General features: G+C 65.7%; 16 protein-coding genes. 6 read left to right on the top strand and 10 right to left on the bottom strand.

Going from position 1 to position 20787, the window contains the following annotated elements; genetic code table 11:
* Window positions 1–220 precede the first annotated feature (220 nt).
* On the top strand, window positions 221–1150 hold the full coding sequence (locus ACQY68_RS07475; protein WP_428152418.1) for a LysR family transcriptional regulator: 930 nt from the start codon (window positions 221–223) through the stop codon (window positions 1148–1150).
* Here ACQY68_RS07475 and ACQY68_RS07470 read toward each other — a convergent pair.
* Genes ACQY68_RS07470 through ACQY68_RS07460 form a run of 3 tightly spaced genes read right to left on the bottom strand, consistent with a single transcriptional unit; the run spans window position 1147 to window position 3459 of the window.
* On the bottom strand, window positions 1147–1953 hold the full coding sequence (locus ACQY68_RS07470; RefSeq protein ID WP_428152417.1) for an alpha/beta fold hydrolase: 807 nt from the start codon (window positions 1951–1953) through the stop codon (window positions 1147–1149). The two genes, ACQY68_RS07475 and ACQY68_RS07470, sit on opposite strands and share 4 nt — an antisense overlap.
* Window positions 1954–1964: 11 nt before the next feature.
* Window positions 1965–2834, bottom strand: a complete 870-nt coding sequence (locus ACQY68_RS07465; RefSeq protein ID WP_428152416.1) for a hypothetical protein — start codon at window positions 2832–2834, stop codon at window positions 1965–1967.
* Between the two features lie 31 nt (window positions 2835–2865).
* Entirely contained in the window at window positions 2866–3459 is a 594-nt protein-coding gene (locus ACQY68_RS07460) for a cytochrome b (RefSeq protein ID WP_428152415.1), read from the bottom strand.
* A 175-nt stretch (window positions 3460–3634) separates the two neighbouring features.
* On the opposite strand from ACQY68_RS07460, the gene ACQY68_RS07455 reads away from it, so the two are divergent.
* The 5 genes from ACQY68_RS07455 to ACQY68_RS07435 all read left to right on the top strand — a co-directional run bounded on the left by ACQY68_RS07455 (window position 3635) and on the right by ACQY68_RS07435 (window position 12097).
* Window positions 3635–4507: a hypothetical protein gene (locus ACQY68_RS07455; RefSeq protein WP_428152414.1), complete on the top strand. Its 873-nt coding sequence runs from the start codon at window positions 3635–3637 to the stop codon at window positions 4505–4507.
* Window positions 4504–4794, top strand: a complete 291-nt coding sequence (locus ACQY68_RS07450) for a hypothetical protein (protein WP_428152413.1) — start codon at window positions 4504–4506, stop codon at window positions 4792–4794. The genes ACQY68_RS07455 and ACQY68_RS07450 overlap by 4 nt, the downstream gene beginning before the upstream one ends.
* Window positions 4795–4922: 128 nt before the next feature.
* Entirely contained in the window at window positions 4923–7256 is a 2334-nt protein-coding gene (locus tag ACQY68_RS07445) for a TonB-dependent receptor (protein ID WP_428152412.1), read from the top strand.
* A 274-nt stretch (window positions 7257–7530) separates the two neighbouring features.
* Window positions 7531–8394 carry an NAD-dependent epimerase/dehydratase family protein gene (locus ACQY68_RS07440; protein WP_428152411.1) on the top strand — a complete coding sequence of 288 codons (864 nt, stop codon included), beginning with the start codon at window positions 7531–7533 and terminating at the stop codon, window positions 8392–8394.
* 349 nt (window positions 8395–8743) lie between these two features.
* Window positions 8744–12097 carry a TonB-dependent receptor domain-containing protein gene (locus ACQY68_RS07435; protein ID WP_428152410.1) on the top strand — a complete coding sequence of 1118 codons (3354 nt, stop codon included), beginning with the start codon at window positions 8744–8746 and terminating at the stop codon, window positions 12095–12097.
* Window positions 12098–12312: 215 nt separating this feature from the next.
* Here ACQY68_RS07435 and ACQY68_RS07430 read toward each other — a convergent pair whose 3' ends face one another.
* The 7 genes from ACQY68_RS07430 to ACQY68_RS07400 all read right to left on the bottom strand — a co-directional run bounded on the left by ACQY68_RS07430 (window position 12313) and on the right by ACQY68_RS07400 (window position 20781).
* Window positions 12313–13143, bottom strand: a complete 831-nt coding sequence (locus ACQY68_RS07430) for an SGNH/GDSL hydrolase family protein (protein ID WP_428152409.1) — start codon at window positions 13141–13143, stop codon at window positions 12313–12315.
* 57 nt (window positions 13144–13200) lie between these two features.
* Window positions 13201–14532: an MFS transporter gene (locus tag ACQY68_RS07425; protein WP_428152408.1), complete on the bottom strand. Its 1332-nt coding sequence runs from the start codon at window positions 14530–14532 to the stop codon at window positions 13201–13203.
* A 19-nt stretch (window positions 14533–14551) separates the two neighbouring features.
* Window positions 14552–15511, bottom strand: coding sequence for an alpha/beta hydrolase (locus ACQY68_RS07420; RefSeq protein ID WP_428152407.1), 960 nt, complete (start codon window positions 15509–15511; stop codon window positions 14552–14554).
* Window positions 15508–16914 (bottom strand): FAD-linked oxidase C-terminal domain-containing protein, encoded by a 1407-nt coding sequence (locus tag ACQY68_RS07415; protein WP_428152406.1) that lies wholly within the window; start codon window positions 16912–16914, stop codon window positions 15508–15510. The genes ACQY68_RS07420 and ACQY68_RS07415 overlap by 4 nt, the downstream gene beginning before the upstream one ends.
* A gap of 26 nt (window positions 16915–16940) precedes the next feature.
* Window positions 16941–19061 carry a TonB-dependent receptor gene (locus ACQY68_RS07410; RefSeq protein WP_428152405.1) on the bottom strand — a complete coding sequence of 707 codons (2121 nt, stop codon included), beginning with the start codon at window positions 19059–19061 and terminating at the stop codon, window positions 16941–16943.
* Between the two features lie 108 nt (window positions 19062–19169).
* On the bottom strand, window positions 19170–19901 hold the full coding sequence (locus tag ACQY68_RS07405; RefSeq protein WP_428152404.1) for a FadR/GntR family transcriptional regulator: 732 nt from the start codon (window positions 19899–19901) through the stop codon (window positions 19170–19172).
* Window positions 19902–19911: 10 nt separating this feature from the next.
* Window positions 19912–20781 (bottom strand): helix-turn-helix domain-containing protein, encoded by an 870-nt coding sequence (locus tag ACQY68_RS07400; protein WP_428152403.1) that lies wholly within the window; start codon window positions 20779–20781, stop codon window positions 19912–19914.
* Between the last annotated feature and the right edge of the window lie 6 nt (window positions 20782–20787).

The raw sequence follows: 20787 nt of genomic DNA, 5'->3' as shown, positions 1-20787 counted from the left end.
TGATCTCAAGCGGCGACCTTCGCCTCGGCTCAGGCGTCGTCCGACGCACCCCGGAAGGTGCGGCGCGTGGTACGGTTGAAGGGCGCTTCAACAGGATCAGCGCCGCTTGCCGAGTGCGCGTTCGACTGACAGCAATTCCAGGGACACGCGTCGATCAGCACACCTGCTCAGCAGCCCCAAACATGATTTCCGGACGGGCGATGACTGCTAAGGTCAGTCGATGCGCTTTGAAAAGCTCGACCTGAATCTGTTGATCGCGCTGGACGCGTTCCTCGAGGAACGCGGCGTATCCCTGGCGGCCGATCGCTTGCACCTCAGTCAGTCCGCCGCAAGCGGAGCGTTGGCCAAGCTGAGAGAGTACTTCAGGGATGACCTGCTGGTGATGCAGGGGCGCAGCATGGCGCTGACGCCGCGCGCCGAGGCGCTTATCGTCCCGGTGCGAGAAGTGCTGGACCAGATCCGCTCGACGATCATGGTTCCGGAACCGTTCGATCCGACGACATCGGACCGTACGCTTTCGATCATGGCGACCGACTATGTGTTCGAAATCCTGCTGCGTCCCGCCATTGTCGCCTGTGCAACTGAGGCCCCCGGCATCCGCTTCCAGCTCGTGCCCATCGTCGAACAGCCACTGGACGCGATTCAGCGAGGCCATGCCGACCTGCTGATCGGGATCGACAGCGTCATCTCGCCTGAAAACGCCCACGAGGTGCTGTTCACGGAGGACTTCGTCGTAGCCGGCTGGCGCGACAATCCGCTTCTGACCGGGCCGATGACTCTGGACCTGTATCAGAAGCTGGGTCACGTCTCGGTGCGGTTCGGCCGCCAGACCTCCAGCTATGAAGCTTCGGCTGCGGGTTCGCGATCGATCGAGCGGCGTGTCGAGGTCGTAGCCTCCAGCTTCACCTCGGTCGGCGGCTTGCTGGTGGGCACCAACCGGATCGCCACCGTGCACCGCCGGTTGGCGCTGCACATGGCTGACTTCCTGCCGTTGAAACTGATGGAAATGCCATTCGATCTGCCGCCGATCCGCGAGATCGCCCAGTGGTCCTCCCGCAGCGCGAACGATCCGGCCATCGCCTGGGTCGTCGCAAGGCTGAAGCAGATTGGCCAAGACGTGCCGCCCGGCTCGCGGGTCGAGCCGGGTTAGGCGTTCGCATCCGCCTTCAGAAAGGCGGCGATGGCCGGTATGGCGGCCTTGTCCTCGTTCAGGAAACTGTGTGCGCCCTCGAACAACTGCATCGAAGCGTCGGAGATGCCCTTCGATAGGGCCTCTTGGGACGCGATCGTTCCCAAGCCGTCATAGCGGCCGCCGAACAGGCCGGTGGGGGCCTTGATCTGGTCCAGCCAGTCGATCGAGTCGTGCTCCTCTCGCGCCTCCAGCTGGCGGCGTGCGCCCATGGCCGCGTGCGGGTCGGATGGGTCCGCCGCTCCGCCGCGCTTGCGGCCCTGCTCCAGCATCGCCTCGGCCTCTTCGGGATGGGCCGCCTGCCATTCCAGCGAACGGCGCAGGTCCAGCGACAGCATGGTCCGGGCGCGGGTCTCTGGATCCTTCTTACTGAGCTCCAGCAGGGGATATGCGTAGGCGCCGCCGGGGTTGGAGCAGGCCAGCGCCAGCCTGCTGATCTTTTCGGGGTGGCGCCGTGCCAGCTCCTGAGCCACCGATCCGCCGAACGACACGCCCAGCACCAAAGCCTTGTCCCAGCCGACAAGATCCATCAGGGCGGCCGCATCGTCGGCATAGTCGGCCATGCTGTAGTGTTTGTCGGGCTTTTCGGTCTGGCCCAGGCCACGCTGATCGAACCGGAGCACGGTGAAATGGTCGTTGAGCGTATCGACCCAAGGCTGTTTGCGTCGCAAGTCGGCGCCCGTCCCGTTGATGAACAGCAGGCGCGAGCCTTCGCCGACGATCTCGTAATAGATCTGGATATCCCGAACCTGGCCGAACGGCATGGCGGCCTCCGCTATTTGGCCGAGGCGAAGACGGCTTCGATCGGGTCGAAATAGCTGAAGGTCGAGACCACCCTGGCGTCCGCCGGCACCGGCAGGAAGCCGGAATAGGAGTGGGTCGCCATCAGCATTCCGGCTGTGATCCCGTCGCGTTCGCGCATCATGTTGACCAGCGGGAACATCGAGATGAACGGATCGACCAGGGGATGCCCCCCGACGGTATCGACCAGGGTCTCGTCGCCGGCGGTCATGGTCACGCGCATCTTCAGCCAGTCCAGATCCTGCCAGTCCTTGACCGGCGTGCCGACGACATAGCCGCCCGAGGCATTGCCGTCCGCCAGGCCGTCGAAGCGCGGGTTGATCCGGTAGCCGTTGACGATCTGGCGCATGTGGGCTGCGGAATCGAAGCGGAAGCGCGGCCCAATCACCTCGAACACCGGCACGGCCTCGAAACCCTCGAGGATCTCGTGATAGCCGTAGGGCTTGTCGCGGGCCGGGAAGTCGCGAAGTGCGCGGAACGCCAGTTCCGGCTCGATCCAGCGGTGCTGAGAATCCTTCTCCGAGAGGACGGCCGGGCTGTCCCAGATATGATAGATCGGCGTGCGCAGGGGGGCCTGCTGTATCGTGGCGTTGATGTAGAATTTCCACCCCAGCACCGGCCATCCCAGAAGGGGGATGACCGCGTCGTTCATCTGCTGGGCCTCGTCGCGATTGCGTGGGCGGATGTCTTCGGGAAAGCCGACCTCGCCGGGGATCTCGATCTCGCGCTTGCGCATCTTGACCAGCAGGTCCGCGGCCTTGCGGATGCGCTCCGGCTCATGCGGAAACTTCTGTTGCAGGGGACCGCGCCCCTGCGCGGTGCGCTCGGTCATCGTGTCGGACATTGAAGTCTCTCTGATTGTTGTCGGTTGAATCTCAGGCGCGGCGCGGCAGCATGCGGGCCAGCACGCCATCCCTGTCGATAAACCGGTGCTTCAGGGCGGCGGCGATATGCAGCGCGACCAGGCCGATCATCAGCCAGGCCAGGTTGACGTGCATCGCGTGCGCCGGCCCCGCCGAAGCCCACCCGCGCGGGACTGGCAGGAAGGGAACCTGCAGCGGACCATAGCCGAACGGATGACGCTCCATCGGCACGGCCGAACTCATCCACCATCCGCTCAACGGCAGGACGATGAGCAGGACATAGAACAGGGCGTGGGAGACCCGCGCGATGACGCGCAGGATCGGATTGTAATCGGCCGGCAGGGCGGGTGGTCGATGCCCCAGGCGCCATCCCACCCGCACAAGCGTCAGGGCCAGGATGGCGATGCCGATCGACTTGTGGATATTGGTCGCCGACTGGGCCGCCGCCGTCTCGAACGTCGCGCCATACCAGCCGAGGGGAATGGTCGAGAGGACCAGCGCGGCGATGGCCCAGTGCAGGACGATCGCGGTCCCGGAGTAGCGGTCAGGCGGAACCCGGTGTGATCCCTGGTCCAGTGAGAATGTCCGTCCGCCGTCCTGCATCATGGGCTCAGCATGCGATTTGGCTCTGCCGGCTCACAAGTCGCACTTACCGATAGCTCGTATCGCAACTGCCGATTGGACAGTCCGTGCCGATCCTTCCTACCCCTGAGATGCCGTCGATGACGGTGGTTCTCGTCCTATGGCGCGATCCCGTGCCTCCGGCGGAAGACGATTGTAGATGGCCAAGCTCGTTCACCTGTCGGTCGTTCCCCACGATCCGATCCTGCCGGGAGCCGCACGGGGCGTGCGCGAAGCCTCGCCCGACGCGCGGCGTCTGCTGGACGGCATCGCCCGGATGCGCAGCGGGCTGGAGGCGTCGCGGCCGGACTGCATCGTCATGGCCGGCAGCGACCATCTGTGCCAGTTCTTCATGGACAACATGCCGCCCTTCCTCATCGGCAAGGCCGAGCGCATCAGCGGGCCGCCGGCGTACGAACAGGCCGACTTCAATCTGGAGCCCTATGACGCGCCGATCGAAGGTCGGCTGGCGCGCCGCATCCTGACGCAGGGGTTCGAGCACGAGATCGATTTCGCCTACTCTGACGAGTTCGTGGTCGACCACGCCTTCTCCGTTCCACTGAACTTCATGCGGCCGCAGGGCGATCTGCCGGTCGTGCCGATCTTCCTCAACTTCCTGGCCCCGCCGGTGCCGCCCGCGCGGCGCTATCGCAAGGTTGGCGGCATCGTCCGCAAGATCATCGAGGAATGGGACGAGCCACTACGCGTCGCGGTCATCGCCACCGGTCACATGACCAACGGCGTCGGCGGCCCCTACATGATGCGCCATGCCCAACAGCCCGAAAGCGACTGGGATCGCACCATCGATCGCCTGATGTTCAACAACGACGTCGACGGCATCGTCGCCCATTCGTCGTGGGAGGAGATGTATGCCCAGGGCAACAATACGCCGGGCTTTCTGGGCTTCGTCTTCGCCTATGGGGTCGCCAATGGGGCTCCCTATTCGTGGAAGGACTATGTGCCGTCGACCCATCAGCCGCTGATGACGCTGTTGGAGTGGAACGAAGACCAACTGAACGGAGGTCGGGCATGAGCCGCTATGCCGTGAACAAGGCGCTGTGGCAGGTCGGACGCGATGACGCCCTGGCGGCGCTCTACATGGAAGCGCCGGAGCGCTTTCTGGAAGGTCGCTCTCTGACTGCGGAAGAGCACCGCCAGCTGCTGACGCAGGATTACGGCGCGATGTTCGCGGCGGGGGCTCATCCGTTCCTGCTCTACACCTTCCGGCTCAAGGTCTCGGGCGGCTGGAGTTTTCCGATGATGGCGGCGCACATCAAGGCGCTGTCCGCGATCGATCCGCCCCTCGACATTTCCACATGACGCCCGGGAGCGACAGCGCGGGGGCGTAACGTCGACAACAGGACAAAGACCCACGCTCACGTGGGGATGAAACGGGCCAACGAGTCCAGTGCGCAGCAAGCGTGCGAACACATAGGGAGGCAACTGGAATGACTTACAGAACTCTGCTCGTCTGGACATCGGCCCTCGTGGCCATCGCCGGCGCGCCGCACGCTTGGGCACAGACCGCCGATGCCCAGACTGCCAGCACACAGCGAAACGCCACGGCGCTGGATGACGTCATCGTAACCGCTCAGCGCAGGACGGAAAGCGCCCAACGCGCCGCCATTTCGGTCGCCACCGTCTCGCCGGAAGAACTCGAAAACGTCGGCACGAACCCGGGAGACCTGACCCGTCTGGTGCCGTCGGTGCAATTCTTCCAGACGTCCAACGTCTATCCGCAGACCAGTCTGCGCGGCGTCGGCAATGCGACCCTGAACCCCGTCACCGACTCCACCGTCGGCTTCAACTACGACGGCGTGCCGATCACGCGCGTCGCCGGCTCCGTCGGCCTGTATTACGATCTGGCGCGGGTTGAGGTGCTGAAGGGGCCGCAGGGCACCCTGTATGGCCGCAACCAGACCGGTGGCACCGTCAATATCATTCCGCGCGAGCCCGCCATCGGCGAGACCAGCGCCTATCTGAACGCCGAGGTCGGCAACTATGCCCTGAAGCGCGGTTCCGGCGCCTTCAACGTCCCGCTGTCCGACACGATGGCGTTGCGCGGCGCGTTCAGCGTGATCGACCGTGAGGGTTACTATCGCAACGGCGCACAGGACGACGTCGGCCAGTCAGCCCGCCTCACCGTCCGCAGCGAACCCTCGGACGATCTGACGCTGCAACTCGGCGTCGACTATCACCACCAGGGCGGCATGGGCGGCGGCACCACCTTGCTGAACTCGACCCTCGTCGGACCGGTCGCGGGACCGCCTCCCTATCGACAGTACAGCACCGACGGCCAGCCCCTGGACGGTGATGCCTGGATCGATGTGAACGAGCGTTGCGACGGCGTCGATCGCAGCCCGACGTCGACCGGAAGCCTGGACTTCGACGACTGGTTCTACACCACCGGAAACTCGCCCTGCCGGTTCGACGGTCGCCGCGACGACAGCTTCTACGGCGCGACGGGCCTGATCGAGGCCAGTCTGTTCGGCGGCGTTCTGACCGTGATCCCGGCCTATCGCGCGACCCGGCTGGACTCGACGACCAACGGCGCGACCAATGTCTTCAACAAGGAGGACAGCGACACCACCAGCTTGGAAGCGCGTTTCGCGTCGGATGCCGACCAGCGCTTCTCCTACATCCTGGGAGCCTTCCTGCTGGATGAGAACGTCGATTCCGACTTCAGGATCTACATCAACTATCCGAACAACGGGCCGACGGTTCAGGCCATCAACACCACCGTCGAGAGCTGGGCGGTCTTCGCGTCCGGCCGGTTCGAGTTCACCGACACCCTCAGGCTGACGGCCGGCGCCCGCTACACCGACGACACCAAGACGTTCGGCGGAACCAGCACCCCGGCCGCGCCTCCGGCCCTGAGCATCAACACCCAAAACGAGTGGCAGGAGGTCACCTACAACGCCGGACTGGAGTGGGATGTCGCCCCGGATTCGTTGCTCTATGTGAACTACGGCCGCGGTTACAAGGCCGGGGGCTTCTTCTTCGCCACCCCGTTCGCCGGTTTCGGTCCTGGAGCTCCCGGCGCGACGCCGACGACAGTCACAGGCAACTCCTACAACCCCGAATACGTCAACGCCCTGACCTTCGGCTCGAAGAACCGTTTCATGGATCGCCGCCTGCTGGTGAACCTGGAAGTGTTCAAATACGAGTACAAGGATCAGCAGCTGTCGCAGTTCGGACGGGACGACTGGATCGCGCCGTTCGGGACGCCGAACGCCTATGTCGTGTCGGTCTTCCTGACGACCAACATCGGGTCGGTAGACATCTTCGGGCAGGAGTTGGAGACCCAGTTCCTGGTCACCGACAACACCCGGCTGTTCCTGAACGCCCAGCATCTCGAGACCGAGATTTCGGGGTCGCTCACGAACGGCGGTCTGAACACCGCCGGCTATCCCGCCCAGCAATCCCCTGAATGGTCCGGCACCTTCGGTATCGAACAGACCTTCCCCCTGTCCAACGGCGGGGAGATCGTCGCCAATCTGCGGGGTCAGTATCGCGGGGAGTCCTGGATCGGGTCGTCGGACTACCTGCCCTACATGCTCGCCGACGCAGCGACGACGGGCTACGCCTCGGTGACCTGGGACTCCGGGGCCGAGTGGACCCTGACCGGCTACGTCAACAACTTCACCGACGAGGATGTCCCAGCCTTCTACGCCGGCACCGGCGCAGCGAGAGGTTCGGCAGCCGGTCCGCCGTCCAGCCCTTATACAGCCCAGTATCTGCCGCCGCGCACCTACGGGGTACGCCTGGGCCTCAGCTTCTAGTCAACCGAGCCAGATCCACCCCCGCCTACGCCAGGCTCTCGGTCTTGAGAGCCTGGCGCTTTTTCGCTTTCAGGCGTCATGCAAATGAGAGCCGACCGACTTCGCTTCGACCATATGTGAAGGCCAGATGAGAACAGCTCAACTGCATCCCGTCCCTGCGCCCAGCGGCTTGCCCGCGTGGCTGGCGCGACGTCGTGTCGTGCAGGGCTGATCGACCATGGGAGGATTGCGGGTAGCGGTCACGGGGGCCGCCGGATTCATCGGCCGTTCAGTGGTGCGGCGTCTCGACCGAGGCGACCTGGGTTCGCTCGCCTCGTTGCGCCTGAACGACATTCAGGCGTTCAGCCACCCGACCGCCGCCGTGGTTCAGGGAAGTTACGCCGAGCTCGCCGTGCGTGACCGACTGGTGGAGGACGGGATCGACGTCCTGTTCCACCTGGCCTCCCTGCCGGGCGGGGCTGCCGAGCGCGATCCGGTTCTCGGCCGAAGCGTCAATCTGGACGGATCGATCGCCTTGCTGGACGCGGTCGCTCGGATGGACGGTCCGGTCGTGGTCTATGCCAGTTCCATCGCCGCTCTTGGGGTGCACACCGAACCCGTCGATGATCGGACGGCGACCCGTCCCGTCGGGGCTTATGGAACGCACAAGGCCATGGTCGAGCTCTACCTGGCTGACCTGACGCGACGCGGTCTGATCGATGGTCGCAGTGTTCGGCCTGCCGGGATCGTGGCGCGTCCCCGCGACGCCTATGCCGGGTTCGGGACGGCCTGGATGAGCGACCTGTTTCACGCCGCCGTCGAAGGCCGCGATATCGCCATCCCGCTCCGACCCGGGGCGCACATCTGGCTGCAGAGCATCGAAGCGGTCGCCGACAACCTCGTCCACGCGGCGCGAATGCCGACACGGGCGCTGTCGCCACATCGCGCATGGACCCTGCCCGCCACGGTGGTTCAGATTGACGCTCTGGTCGCATCCCTCAGCCGTCGCACCGGCCATCCATTGATCGTCAGCTATGGAGAGGCTTCGAGCGATCACCCGCCGCTGGATAGCAGTGTCGCCCGCTCGCTCGGTTTCATCACCGACGGCGACACGGATGCCCTCGTCGATGCCGTCGTATCGCGGATCGAGCGCGGCTAGCCCCCGGCTCGGGGGTCGATCCGGTGGCTTGGCGCTTCGAGAGGTACTCCCTTCGTCATGAGCCGCACTCCAGGCAGCACGGTCGGATCATGATCGTCACAGCCCCCCACGCGACTTTGCCCGAAGTAATCATCCAGCCTCGCGCGATCGCAACACACGGCTTAAGGTTCCACGGCAAACAAAGATATTTTCTGGAAAAGTATTCCAGATAGGCAAAAGACTCATTTTTCACCATCAACGAAGAAAAAACGAACGGTTACGCTTGACCTCGCGTACCGGGAGCCGTTTGTGGCGCTTTCCAGGCTGTTTCCGGGCATTCGCCGGCGGCTGAATCCTTTCAGGGTCATCAATGTTCGTTATGCGTAAGTATCTGCTGGCGTCGACCATCCTCGTCGGCAGCCTGAGTTTTGCCGCGCCGACCTTCGCTCAGGACGCGCAATTGCCGCCGGCTGCAGGGACCCAGGCTCCGGCCCAGGCAGACACCCGCGTCGCCGACGTCAATGTCGATCAGGCCACCGAGGTCGATGAGATCGTCGTCACCGGCTCGCGCATCCGTCGCGATCCGACCAACGCGCCCACACCGCTGATTCAGGTCTCGCGCGAACAACTGCTGACCACCGGCCAGTCGACGGTCATCGACTATCTGGCCACAATTCCCGCCCTGTCGAACTCGCAAGTGCCGTCTGACACGACGGGCGTGCTGGGCATCGGCGGCCTGTCGTTCGCCAACCTGCGTTCGCTCGGTTCCGGCCGGACCCTGACCCTGGTTGACGGCCGTCGCCACGTCGGTTCGGCCGGCGGCTCGCTTTCGGTCGACGTCGACACCATCCCCCGCCTGCTGATCCAGGACATCGAGATCATCACCGGCGGCGCGTCCTCGATCTACGGCGCAGACGCCGTTTCGGGCGTGCTCAACTTCGTCCTCCGCAAGGATTTCGAAGGGCTCGAGATCGACGCCAACTACGGCCAGATCAACCAGGACGGCGAGGCCAGCCAGCGCATCTCCGCCCTGCTGGGCCATAACTTCCTCGACGACCGTCTGAACCTTTACGCTTTCGCCGAGTACGAGACGCTGGACGCGGTCAACTCGCTCGACATCGACTGGCTGCGCGAGTCGCGTGGCCTGCTCGGCGTCGATGCCGATCCCGCATCCGCCCGATACGACGGCGTGCGCGACAACCAGCTGTTCTCCAACTACGTCACGCTCCAGCGCCCGCGCTGGGGCCAGACGACCCTGGCCAACAACCAGCAGGCCAGCGCGCTCAACGACCCTGATGTGCCCTACGCCAACTGTTCGCTGAGCATCTCCGGCCTGACGGCGGCCGCCTGCTACTCGGTCGAGCCAGGCCGCACCTTCGTCTTCGACGGCACGACCGCGCGTCTGGCCAACTTCGGTGAGCGGATCGGCGCCACGGGCGCTAACCGCCCCAACAACATCGGCGGCGACGGCGACAACCCCGCGACCTTCAGCACCATCACCCGCGTGCCCCAGTCGGAGTCCCAGCGTTACCAGGTCGGCGCCAACTTCGAGATCACCAGCAACATCTCCGCCTTCGCGGAGGCCAAGTATGTGACCGAAGACACCGAGTTCTCGTCCCAGCCCGATTTCTATGACTTCATCATTCGCAACGGCGTCGTTGGGACGAACGAGGTCCAGCCGGCCTACGGGTTCAACGTCTTCGGGATAAACCTGGGAGACAACGCCTATCTGCCGTCCAACCTGCGGACCGCGATCCAGAACAACCGGATCACCGTCTACTCGCCGCCGACCGCCAACGCCCCGAGCGTCGCCACCGGCACCGTCGCCGCTCCCTATGCGCGCCACACCCTGTTCGGCGAGAACCGCGACCAGATCAGCACCCGCGAGCTGCAACGCTACGTCGTCGGCCTGCAGGGGACCTACGACCAGCTCAGCTTCGTCAAGAACATCGACTGGAGCCTGTCCTACACCTACGGCCAGGTCGACGTCGAAGAGACCGAAACCGGCACGGACGCACTTCGCGTGCTGCTGGCGTCCGACGCCATCGTCGACACCAACGGCGTGCTGGGCGCCCGGGGCGCGATCGTCTGCCGCTCGCGCGTCATCGCCGCCCAGGGCGGCGTCGTCGACGACTACCTGATCGGCAACAACGACCTGCGTGACTCCGCCGTAGGGGCCGCCGCCGTGGCCCAGTGCCAGCCGCTGAACATCTTCGGGGTCGGCAACCAGAGCCAGGCTGCGCGTGACTACATCAACGCCCAGATCACCTACACCGAGCGCAACGAGCAGGAAGACTTCATCGGCTCTGTCGCCGGTCAGTTGTGGGACTTCTGGGGCGCCGGCGCGATCGGCGTGGCTCTCGGCTACGAGCATCGCCGCGAGTACACCGAAGCGGTGGGCCGCGACGCCTCGACCGCGGGTCGCGTCCTGTTCCTCAACGGCGGGCCGGACTTCCCCGGCGCGGAGTATCAGAGCGACGAGTTCTTCGCCGAGGCCTCCCTGCCGCTGTTCCGTGACTCGTTCCTGGGCGAGTACGCCGAGCTCAGCGGTTCGTACCGCACGTTCGACTACACCACCGCCGGCAAGGGCGACGTCTACGGCGTGAACCTCGTCTATCGTCCGGTTCCGGAGATCACGTTCAAGACGAGCTACAACACCTCGTTCCGCGCCCCGGACCTCGGCGAGAACTTCTCGCCTCTGGGAGAGACGTTCGCCAACGGCTTCGCCGACCCCTGCGCTACGGCCAACATCATCGTCCAGAACGCCGACATCCGCGCCAACCGCGTCGCCAACTGCACGGCCCTGGCCGCGCAACAGGGTCGCACCTTCGACTTCAACGGCACGACGGCGACCAACACCGACGACTTCAACCCGCAGTACGACGGCGGCGGGGTTTCGGGCGTGACGGGCGGCAACCCCTTCCTGACGCCGGAAGAATCAGAATCCTTCACCTTCTCGACTGTTTATCAGCCCAACTTCATCCCGAACCTTACCTTGGTGCTCGACTACTACGAGATCGAGATCAACCAGGTCATCGCCTTCATCTCGGCCCAGACCGCAGCCAACAACTGCGTCAGCGGACCCAGCCTGAACAGCGCGGCCTGCTCGGTCATCTTCCGCAACAACCCGGCCGTTCCGTTCGGTCTGGGCGCCCCGGCCAATGACCCGATCGGCGGCTTCATCGAAGGCGCCGGCAACTACGCCGCCCTGACGACGCGCGGTCTCGATTTCACGGCCCGCTATGGCTATGATTTCGACGAGATGATGGGTCGCGCCTGGGGTCGCCTGGACTATTCGATCGCCGGTTCCTGGTTGATCGAGCAGGAGAACTTCCTCGACCCGGCTGTGCCGTCGAACTTCACCAGCGACCGGGGCAACCTGTTCTTCCCCAACGTCCGCTTCACCTCGTCGCTGACCTACACGCCGAACGAGATCTGGAGCGTCAACTGGACGGCGGACTGGCAGTCGGCGAACAACATCCAGCGCAATCGGGACTTCGTTCTGAACGCCGACAATCGCGACACCCAGTACAACGACACCGGCAACTTCGTGCGGAACGATTTCACGGTCCGCTACAAGGTCCGTGACGATCTCTCGGTGCGCGTCGGCGTCGTCAACGCCTTCGATGAGGAACAGAGCCCGGCCCTGGCCCAGACGCTCTATTCCAACTTCGACCCCTACGGCCGCCGCTTCTTCGTCGGCCTCAACTTCCGCCCGTTCTGACTGAATGACGCGGTGAACTGACGGGGGCGGCTCGCATGAGCCGCCCCTTTTTTTTTGTGATGGATGCGGCCGTCTGACTTTGCAGACGGGCCACGCGGATCAGGATCGGATATCTCTTCTGCTCCGCGCGGAAGCATCGTCCCTTGAAACGGCGGGCTCCGGGGCTAGCGGGGAGAGTGCCCGCTCCGCCCTCCCCTGACAAACGCAGCTCAGCCTTAGTCTGCATGCGTGAGTGCGACCGCTATCGCCTCGGCCACGGCTTCGGCGCCGGCTGACGTCGGATGGAACGGCGCCGGCCCTGCCTTCTTCCAGCCCGTGACCCAGGGCGAGGCCGAGCACGCATCATGGCCGACACCGAGCGCATTCATGTCGACGACCAAGGCGCCGGCTTCCCGCGCGGCGGTGCGGGTCACTTCGGCGAGGTCGTCGCCGACCTGTCTCATCATGGCCGCCTCCGTCTCGGTCAGCGCGATGGCATCACAGGTTCCCGCACGCGGCAGGATCGCAGGATAGGTGGCCACGACGACGGTGGCCTCGGGCGCGCGCCGGCGAACGTCGCGAATCGTGGCGACCAGTTCGGTCTTCAATCCATCGAAACCCCGCGCCTCCCGCGGCTTTGGACCCTTCCACATCGATCTGACGAGCATCGCGAACAGGCCCTTGTCCTTGCGGGCTGCGAGCAGGGAGAGATCGCCGACATAGCCGACATCGTTGCCGCCGATCGTGATCGTGACGAGGCGGGCGCCGGGCCCGACCACTCGCACCTGCGGTCCCTGGAAGAACTGGCCGCCGCGAACCAGATGTCGGGTCACGGCGCCGCCGCAGCTCATATCCACGACCGGCATTTCCAGCTTTCGCGCCAGGCGCTGTGGATAACCGCCGACGCTGCGAGCACAGAGCCAAGGGCTGCCGGTCTGCAGTTTCCCAAGGCCGGCGCCGGCCGCGTAGGAACTCCCGAGAGCGACATATTCGGCGCGTCCCCCGGGAGTTTGCCGGCCCTGAACGATGAGCAAAAGGGTCACGCTCACGACGATGGCCAAAACCACCGGGATGATCCCCAGGCACCCGGTCTTCAGCCCCCGCCGAGACATCCCGTTCTTCGCCTAGGGTTGTTCGACGGCGACGACCGGCGCAGGCGCATTCCTCATCGCCATCATGAACCCGAGCAGCGAGATTGCGCCCGTCACGACACCCACGATGGCGAGCGACAGGCCCAGGTGGGCCTCGCCGCCGAGCGCCTGACTGCCGAGCGTGACCAGCACCGGAGACACGCCCAGACCGATCAGGGCGCCGAGGATCATGAAAGCGCCGAGGCAGACGCCACGCTCCTCGTTCGGCACCAGGACGGCGATGGCGGTCGCGGTGATCAGCCCGGTGATCGAGCCCGCCGCGAGCAGCAGGAACAGGACGATGGCGAAGGTCGGAACCGAGGTGATGATCGGGAAAATCGCCGCCGGCACGCCGACGGCCGAGGCGATAACGGCTCCAAGCAGGATGCCCCCGCGCAGCGAACTCTTGTGACCCCGATCGGCGACGAAGCCGCCGATCACAGGACCCAGGACGCCCGCGAGCAGCAGCATTCCGCCCAGCATGCCGCTGGCCTCGCCAACGGTCAGGCCGAGGTCGCGCTGCATGACCGGCACCGCCCAGACACCCGCCGCCGCATCGGCCATGATGACGCTGATCTGCCCGACGAACAGCGGCAGGAGAAACTTCCAGCGCTTGCCCAGCGCCTTGAGCATGACCCCGAGATCGGCGCTGGCGTTTTCCACCTCGTGCCGCGCCGGCTCGCGGATGGCGAACTGGGCCAGGATCGCCACGGCGCTGACGACGCCGAAGACGAGCGAGGTCTCGCGCCAGGGCGACAGCGTCAGCCCCGGGAGGTCGAGAGTTCCCGAAAAGGCGGTGAACAGGGCTCCGCCGAGCACGAAGGCCAGCGCCGGCCCGAGCGTGTTGCCCATGCCGAGGAACAGCATGGCCCGCCCCCGCTGGGTCGGAGCGGAGAGGTCAGCCAGCACCGAGACAGCCACGGGGATCAGGCTCATCGTCCCGACGCCGGCGAGCATACGCGCGACGAACAGGCTGGCGAAGTCGTTGGCGAAGGTGCTGCAGATCATGCCCACGGTCCAGCACAGGCCGAGGATCAACATGAGCCGCGACCGTTTGGAATGATCGGTCAGCCACCCCAGCGGGATGGCGATGATGGCCATTGGCAAGGCTGCGGCGATGCCCTGGATCAGGCTGATCTGATAGTCGCTGAGACCCAGTTCGAGCTTGGCGGCCTCCTGCACCGGCGAGAAGGCCAGACGCACGATGCCGGCGATCAGGACGATCAACGAGACCATCATGACGGCTCGCCAGGCCGTCTTGCGAAGCGGTTGCTCCCCGACTGCGGCTGAGGCCGGCGCGGTGGGATCTACGGTCAGGATCGCCATGGTCAGGCCTCCGGCGCGCTCAGGCGCCCTTCAGGAAACGGGAGAGCGCGCCAAGGCTGTCACGCCGGGCGTTGGCGGAAATCTCCGCCGTCGGGTCGAAGTCGAAGCCGTGGAAGCCGCCGGGATAGACATGCAGCTCGGTCGGCACGCCGGCGCGCAACAGGCGGCGGGCATATTCGATATCCTCTTCGAGGAAGAGGTCGAGCGCGCCCGTCGCGATGAAGGCGGGAGGCAAGCCGATCAGGTCATCCGCCCGCGCGGCGGCGGCGTAAGGACTGATCCCCTCCCCGCCCGTCGCCTGACCCAGCAGGGCGGTCCAGCCGAAGCGGTTGTTGTGCGGTGTCCAGATGAACTCGCCCGCATGAGGATGCGGATCGGCGCGCACGCAGGTGCGGTCGTCGATCATCGGGTAGATCAGATGCTGGAAGGCGAGCGCGTACTGACCCCGGTCCCGCGCCAGCAGCGCGAGGCTCGCCGCGAGGCCGCCTCCAGCGCTCTCACCCATTACGCCGATCCGACGCAGATCGATCTGCAGCGCCTCCGCGTGGGCGAAGACCCAGGCCAGCCCCGCGTAGCAGTCCTCGATCGCGCCGGGGAAGACCGTCTCCGGCGCCAGGCGATAGTCGACGGTCACCAGCACGCAGTTCAGCCCGGCGACCATCTCGCGATGCTGCGCCTCCTGGGCGTCGACCGCCCCGATGACATAACCGCCGCCGTGAATGTGGAAGATGCACGCGACCGGTGTGGTCGCCGCAGCCGGACGGTAGACCAGCAATCCGACGTCCCCGTCCGGACCCGACGCCGCGTGCCGCTCCAGCACGACGGCTTGCGCCGCTTCCGAAGGCTCCGGCATCGGCAGACGATCGGCGGTGCGCAGGTCGGCCAGCAGCCCCTCGTGCAGATCGATCTTCGGCCAGGCGTCGAGCAGTGGCAGGAGCTGCGTATCGACGAGCCGACGCGTGTTCGACGGATGGGTCACAGGCTGAAGATCTTGCCGGGATTGAACAGGCCCCCGGGGTCGAGCGCCCGTTTGATGGCGCGCATCAGATCGACCGCCTCGCCCAGTTCCTCGACCAGCCAGTCCTGCTTGCCAAGGCCGATGCCGTGCTCGCCTGTGCAGGTGCCGTCCATGTCGAGCGCCCGGCGGACCAGCCGCGCGTTGAGCGCCTCGGCCTCGGCCATTTCCTCGGGCCGGTTCGGATCGACGACGAAGACGACGTGGAAATTGCCGTCCCCGACGTGCCCCAGGATCGGGCCCGGTATCGACGCCGCCTCGATATCCTTCTTGGTCTCGACGATGCACTCCGCGAGGCGACTGATCGGCACGCAGACATCCGTGGGCCAGCCCACGCAGCCTTTCCTGAGGCCGACCGCCGCATAGTAGGCCTCATGCCGGGCCTTCCACAGGCGGGCGCGCTCCTCGGGCAGGTTCGACCACTGGAACTCCGACCCGCCGTTCTCGGCCGCGAGGGCGGAGACGGTCTCCACCTGCTCCTCGACGTAGCGTTCCGAGCCATGGAATTCGAAGAACAGGGTGGTCTTCTCGGGGTAGTCGAGCCTGGACCAGGCATTGACGGCCCGCATCTGAACGTCGTCGAGGATTTCCACCCGCGCCAGCGGCACGCCGAGCTGGATGGCCTGGACCACCGTGTCGCAGGCGCCCGACAGGTTGTCGAAACTGCAGACCGCCGACAGGATCGCTTCGGGAATTCCGTGCAGGCGCAGGGTCACCTCGGTGATGATGCCCAGAGTGCCCTCGGATCCGATCATCAGCCGGGTCAGATCATAACCCGCCGCCGACTTTCTGGCTCGGCGCGACGTGCGGATGTCACGCCCCTCCGGTGTCACGACCCGAAGCGAGAGGACCGCCTCGCGCATGGTCCCGTAGCGCACCGCATTGGTGCCCGACGCGCGGGTCGAGGCCATGCCGCCGATGGTCGCGTTGGCGCCGGGATCGATCGGGAAGAACAGGCCGACGTCGCGCAAATGCTCGTTCAGCTGCTCACGCCGGACACCCGCCTCGACCGTCACGTCGAAGTCCTCGGCCCGCACCTCGACGATGCGGTTCATCTCGGACAGGTCGATGGTGACACCGCCTCGGACCGGAGTCGTATTGCCCTCGATCGAGGTCCCGGCGCCGTAGGGGACCACCGGCGTGTCGTGGGCCACGCAGGCCTTGACCACGGCGACGACCTCCTCCGTCGAATGCGGAAACACGACCGCGTCCGGCAGCATGACCTCGAAATGGGTCTCGCTGGCGCCGTGGTGCCGGCGAACCGCCTCGCTCAGGTGCAGACGATCGCCGAGCACGGCGCGCAGGGACTGGAGCAGCTCAGGCGCGAGCGCCCCCCTGTCCAGTCCCGATGTCGGCAAGGCGCTCACGTCGCCGCTCCCTTCCCTCTCAGGCTCTAGAAGCGGGCGTTCAGGCGGAGGCCGACGCGGCGGCCGTCACCCATGATGCCCAGATCGCTGACCGCCGCCGCCGGGAAGCCGAAGGCGCCCAACAGGGATTTGTCGAGGTACGAGTCGTAGTAATCCTCATCCAGCAGGTTGGTCGCAAACACGGCCACGGTATAGTTGTCCCACTGGTAAGCCACATTGGCGTTGAGGACGGTGTAGCCATCCAGGGTGGGGGCAAAGGTCGGGCTCAGGCTGGAACCCACGCGCTCGCCCTTGTAGCTGGCGGTCAGGTCGGTGCGCAGCTCGCCCGACCCGACCGGATAGGTCAGGCTGGCGGTGAGGAAGCCCTGCCAGTCGGGCTGGAACAGGATGCGGTCCGTAGCCAGACCCGTGCCGATGACGGCCCTGTATTCCGAATCGTCGGTGATGCGGGCGTGGTTGTAGGTGCCGCCGGCACGCAGCTGGAACGTCTCGTTCGGGGTCCAGACGCCCTCGACCTCGACGCCATAAGCCTCGACGTCGCCGGTGTTCAGGTTGACCGCGACCAGAGCCGGCGTCAGCGAGTTCTGACCGATATAGTGGCTGTAGTCGTTGTAGTAGACTGCCGTGTTCACCGTCAGGGTGCGGCTGTCATTGGTGAACTTGTCGCCGATCTCGTAGGTCCAGACCGAGTCGCCCTGCCAGAACGGGTTGGGCGCCCCCGGGGTGTTGGCGCCGCCGCCACGGAAACCGCGCGCAATCGAAGCATAGGATGTGTGGTTCGGCGTCCAATGCTGGGCCAGGGTGACACGGGGTTGCCACTCGTCGGCGGTGTATTCGCCTCGACCCGTGACGTTCACTTCCTGATGGTCGAACCGGATGCCCGCTGACAGTTCCAAAGTGTCGGTCAGGTCGTAGAAGGCGTTGGCGTAAATCGCCTGGGACTGCAGTTCGTCCGTCTGAGTGGTCACGCTGGGAACCACGACGGCGCCACCGGGTGCGATACCGAGCAGCAGGCCCAGATCGATGGTGCGCGACACGTCGTCAGTGCTGGTCGACTCGTTGGCGAAGACGCCGATCAGAGTCGAGAATCGATCCGACCACGCCGTGTCGAAACGGACCTCGCCCGTGTAGGTCTCGCGATCGTTGTGACCCGAGACGACGTTGATGATGGGCACGGGGCCGAAGTCGCCATCGCCCGAGGCCTGACCTTCCTTACTGTCGTAGGCCAGGATGCCGGTCATCGTGGTCCTGGCGTCCAGGTCGACGACCAGTTTGGCGCTGACGCCGGCGTAGTCGTACTGGGCTGTCGAGTTCCGGTTCAGCCGCGTGTCCTGAACGTAGTCAGTCGGACCCGTCGCACGGGAGTAGGCGGTCTGCGAGCCGGTGACGCGGTTGAAATAGGCATTCAGGCTGAGCTCGGTGCGCTGGGCCTGCGGGACCTCCCAGATCAGCGTCCCGTTGACCGATTGCGTTTCAAGCGGACGCGCGTTGCCGCCGGCCAGGGTGTTTTCGGAGAAGCCGTCCTGTGTGTGGTAACTGGCGGCAAGACGGCCCCGCAGGGAACCCTCAATGATCGGGCCGCTGATGCTGGCTCCGTAGGTCTGGTAGTTGTCCGGCCCGGCGTAGGTCGCCGTGGCGCGGCCCTGGAATTCGTCCGTCGGGGCGCGGGTGACGACGTTGATCGCGCCACCCAGAGTGTTGTTGCCGAACAGAGTGCCCTGCGGACCGCGCAGGACTTCGATGCGCTCGACGTCGACGACGGGGCTGTTCAGGTAGGAAGTGTTCGGCTGGTATATGCCGTCGATGAAGATGCCGACGCCGGGCTGGACGGTGTCGATCAGGGTCGTGCCGACGCCGCGGATGGATATGAAGGCGCGACCGACGGCGTCGGACGAAATGTTCAGGCCCGGCGTCAGGGCGGCGACGTCCTTGACCAGGTTGATCTGTTCGCGCTCGAGGGTCTCGCCCGAGACAGCAGTGACGGCGATCGGCACGTCCTGCAGGCGTTCCTCCCGTTTACGCGCCGTGACGACCACGTCGTCCACCTGGCTCGCACCGGGATCGGACTGATCACTCTGGGCGGAGGCGGCTCCGGCGGTCAGAGCCACGGCGGCCGCACTGGTGGCGAGCAAGAGCTTGAAGTGCATTCCTGGGTCCCCCTCGGGATGCGCCGGAGTTATCCCGGTCGCTGTTGGGAGAAGGCTACGAGACCGCCAACCTATCTGAAAGGTCGGTCAGTGTGCCTATCGGAAGGATCAGTTGGCGCCGCCCGCCGCCAGGTCGTTGCGGACCGCCGCATCGAAGTGATCCTCCATGGCGGCGGCGGCCGCGGCCGGGTCGCGGGCGCGGATCGCCTCGGCCACGCGACGGTGCCGTTCCAGCATGACGTCGGGTTCGGACCCGGCCTTGCGGGTGCGCCACGCCGCCGGCACCGCAACCTCCATCAGGGGCGCGAACGAGGCGACGATCTGCACGAACAGGGCGTTGTGGCTCGCCTTGGCGATGGCCTCGTGAAAAGCGATGTCGATGCGCGTCATGGTCGGCATGTCGTCGCGGGAACGCACCATCTCGGCGGCGAGGGCAACGATGCGGTCGGCCTCTTCGTCCGTGCGGCAAGCCGCTGCAAGAGCCGCCGTCTTGACCTCGATGGTCCGGCGAACCTCCCAGATTTCGGGCACCGTGATCTGGGCTGTGCTGACCGCATGATCGAGCGAGGCGGCAATGATCGAGCCGTCCATCGCCCCGACGCGTGCCTTGCGCCCGTTGGCGACATCGATGAGCCGCAGCGCCGCCAGGGCGCCGAAGGCCTCGCGCATCACCGCTCGGCTGACACCCAGCCGATCAGCGAAATGCCCCTCGCCCGGAAGGCTGTCTCCGACACGCATGCCGTTCTCGCGGATGTGGTCGGTGACCGCGCGAATGGCGAAGTCCACGCGCGACCCGGGGTCACCGGCGAAGATTTGGGCGGGGGCCTCGGTCAGGGTCATGGTCATAAGCTCAAGCCGCCAGGTGACGGGCGCGGAAGTCGGAAGGCGAGACGCCGAACCGCCGCCCGAAGGCCCGGGCGAAGCTGGCGTTGTTGATATAGCCGTTCTCGTAACCGACCGAGGAGACCGGCAGGTCCGTCGTCAGCAGCATGCGGCTGGCTTGGGTCAGCCTTCGCTCGGCGATCGCCTCGGCCACCGAGCAGGAGAACATCTGGCGGAAACCGCGTGTGAGCTTCTCCCGGTTCAGGCCGCATTGGGCTGCGACCTCGTCGAGCGAGAGCTTCTCGTGCCAGCGCGCCTCGATCAGGTTTTGCGCCGCGGCGATCCGGCGGCAGTCGGCTTGGGACAGGTCGCTTGATGGAGCCATCGGCGTCAGCGTTCCGCAGTCCAGCACGGCCCAGGTTTCATAGATGAGTTCGATGCTCTTGGCCGCCAGATAGATCTCCGCGGCCTCGCCCCGCCTCTGGCAATCGCGCACAGCTAGGGCGATCGCGCGAAGTTCGCAGGGCAGATAGTAGATCGCAAACGCGTCCGCCGCCGGCCGGGACTGGCCGTCGATCCGCGACACCACATCCGGTGCCAGAAGCAGGATCACCCGCAAACCACCGTCGCCCCGGGCCAGCAATTCGGTGACTCGGTCGGCGCCGACAACCGTAAGGCTGGGACTGGCGTCGCTCATGTCGAAGCTGATCGCCATCGCGTTATCCGGCGCCGAGGTCGGCTTCAGAGGACCGCGCCCGCGCAGGATTGTCATCTCCGGCGAAACGATGATGCACGACGGCGCGCCGATGGGCACAACATTATCTGAAATCACGATGCGTCCTCCCCGCTCTTCTGCGAGAGCTGAGAGGACGGTGAACCTATCTGACAGGTCTTGCAAGACCTT

Source organism: Brevundimonas sp. (genome assembly GCF_965278935.1).
Taxonomy (GTDB): Bacteria; Pseudomonadota; Alphaproteobacteria; order Caulobacterales; family Caulobacteraceae; genus Brevundimonas.
This window is presented reverse-complemented; position numbering and strand designations above follow the sequence as displayed.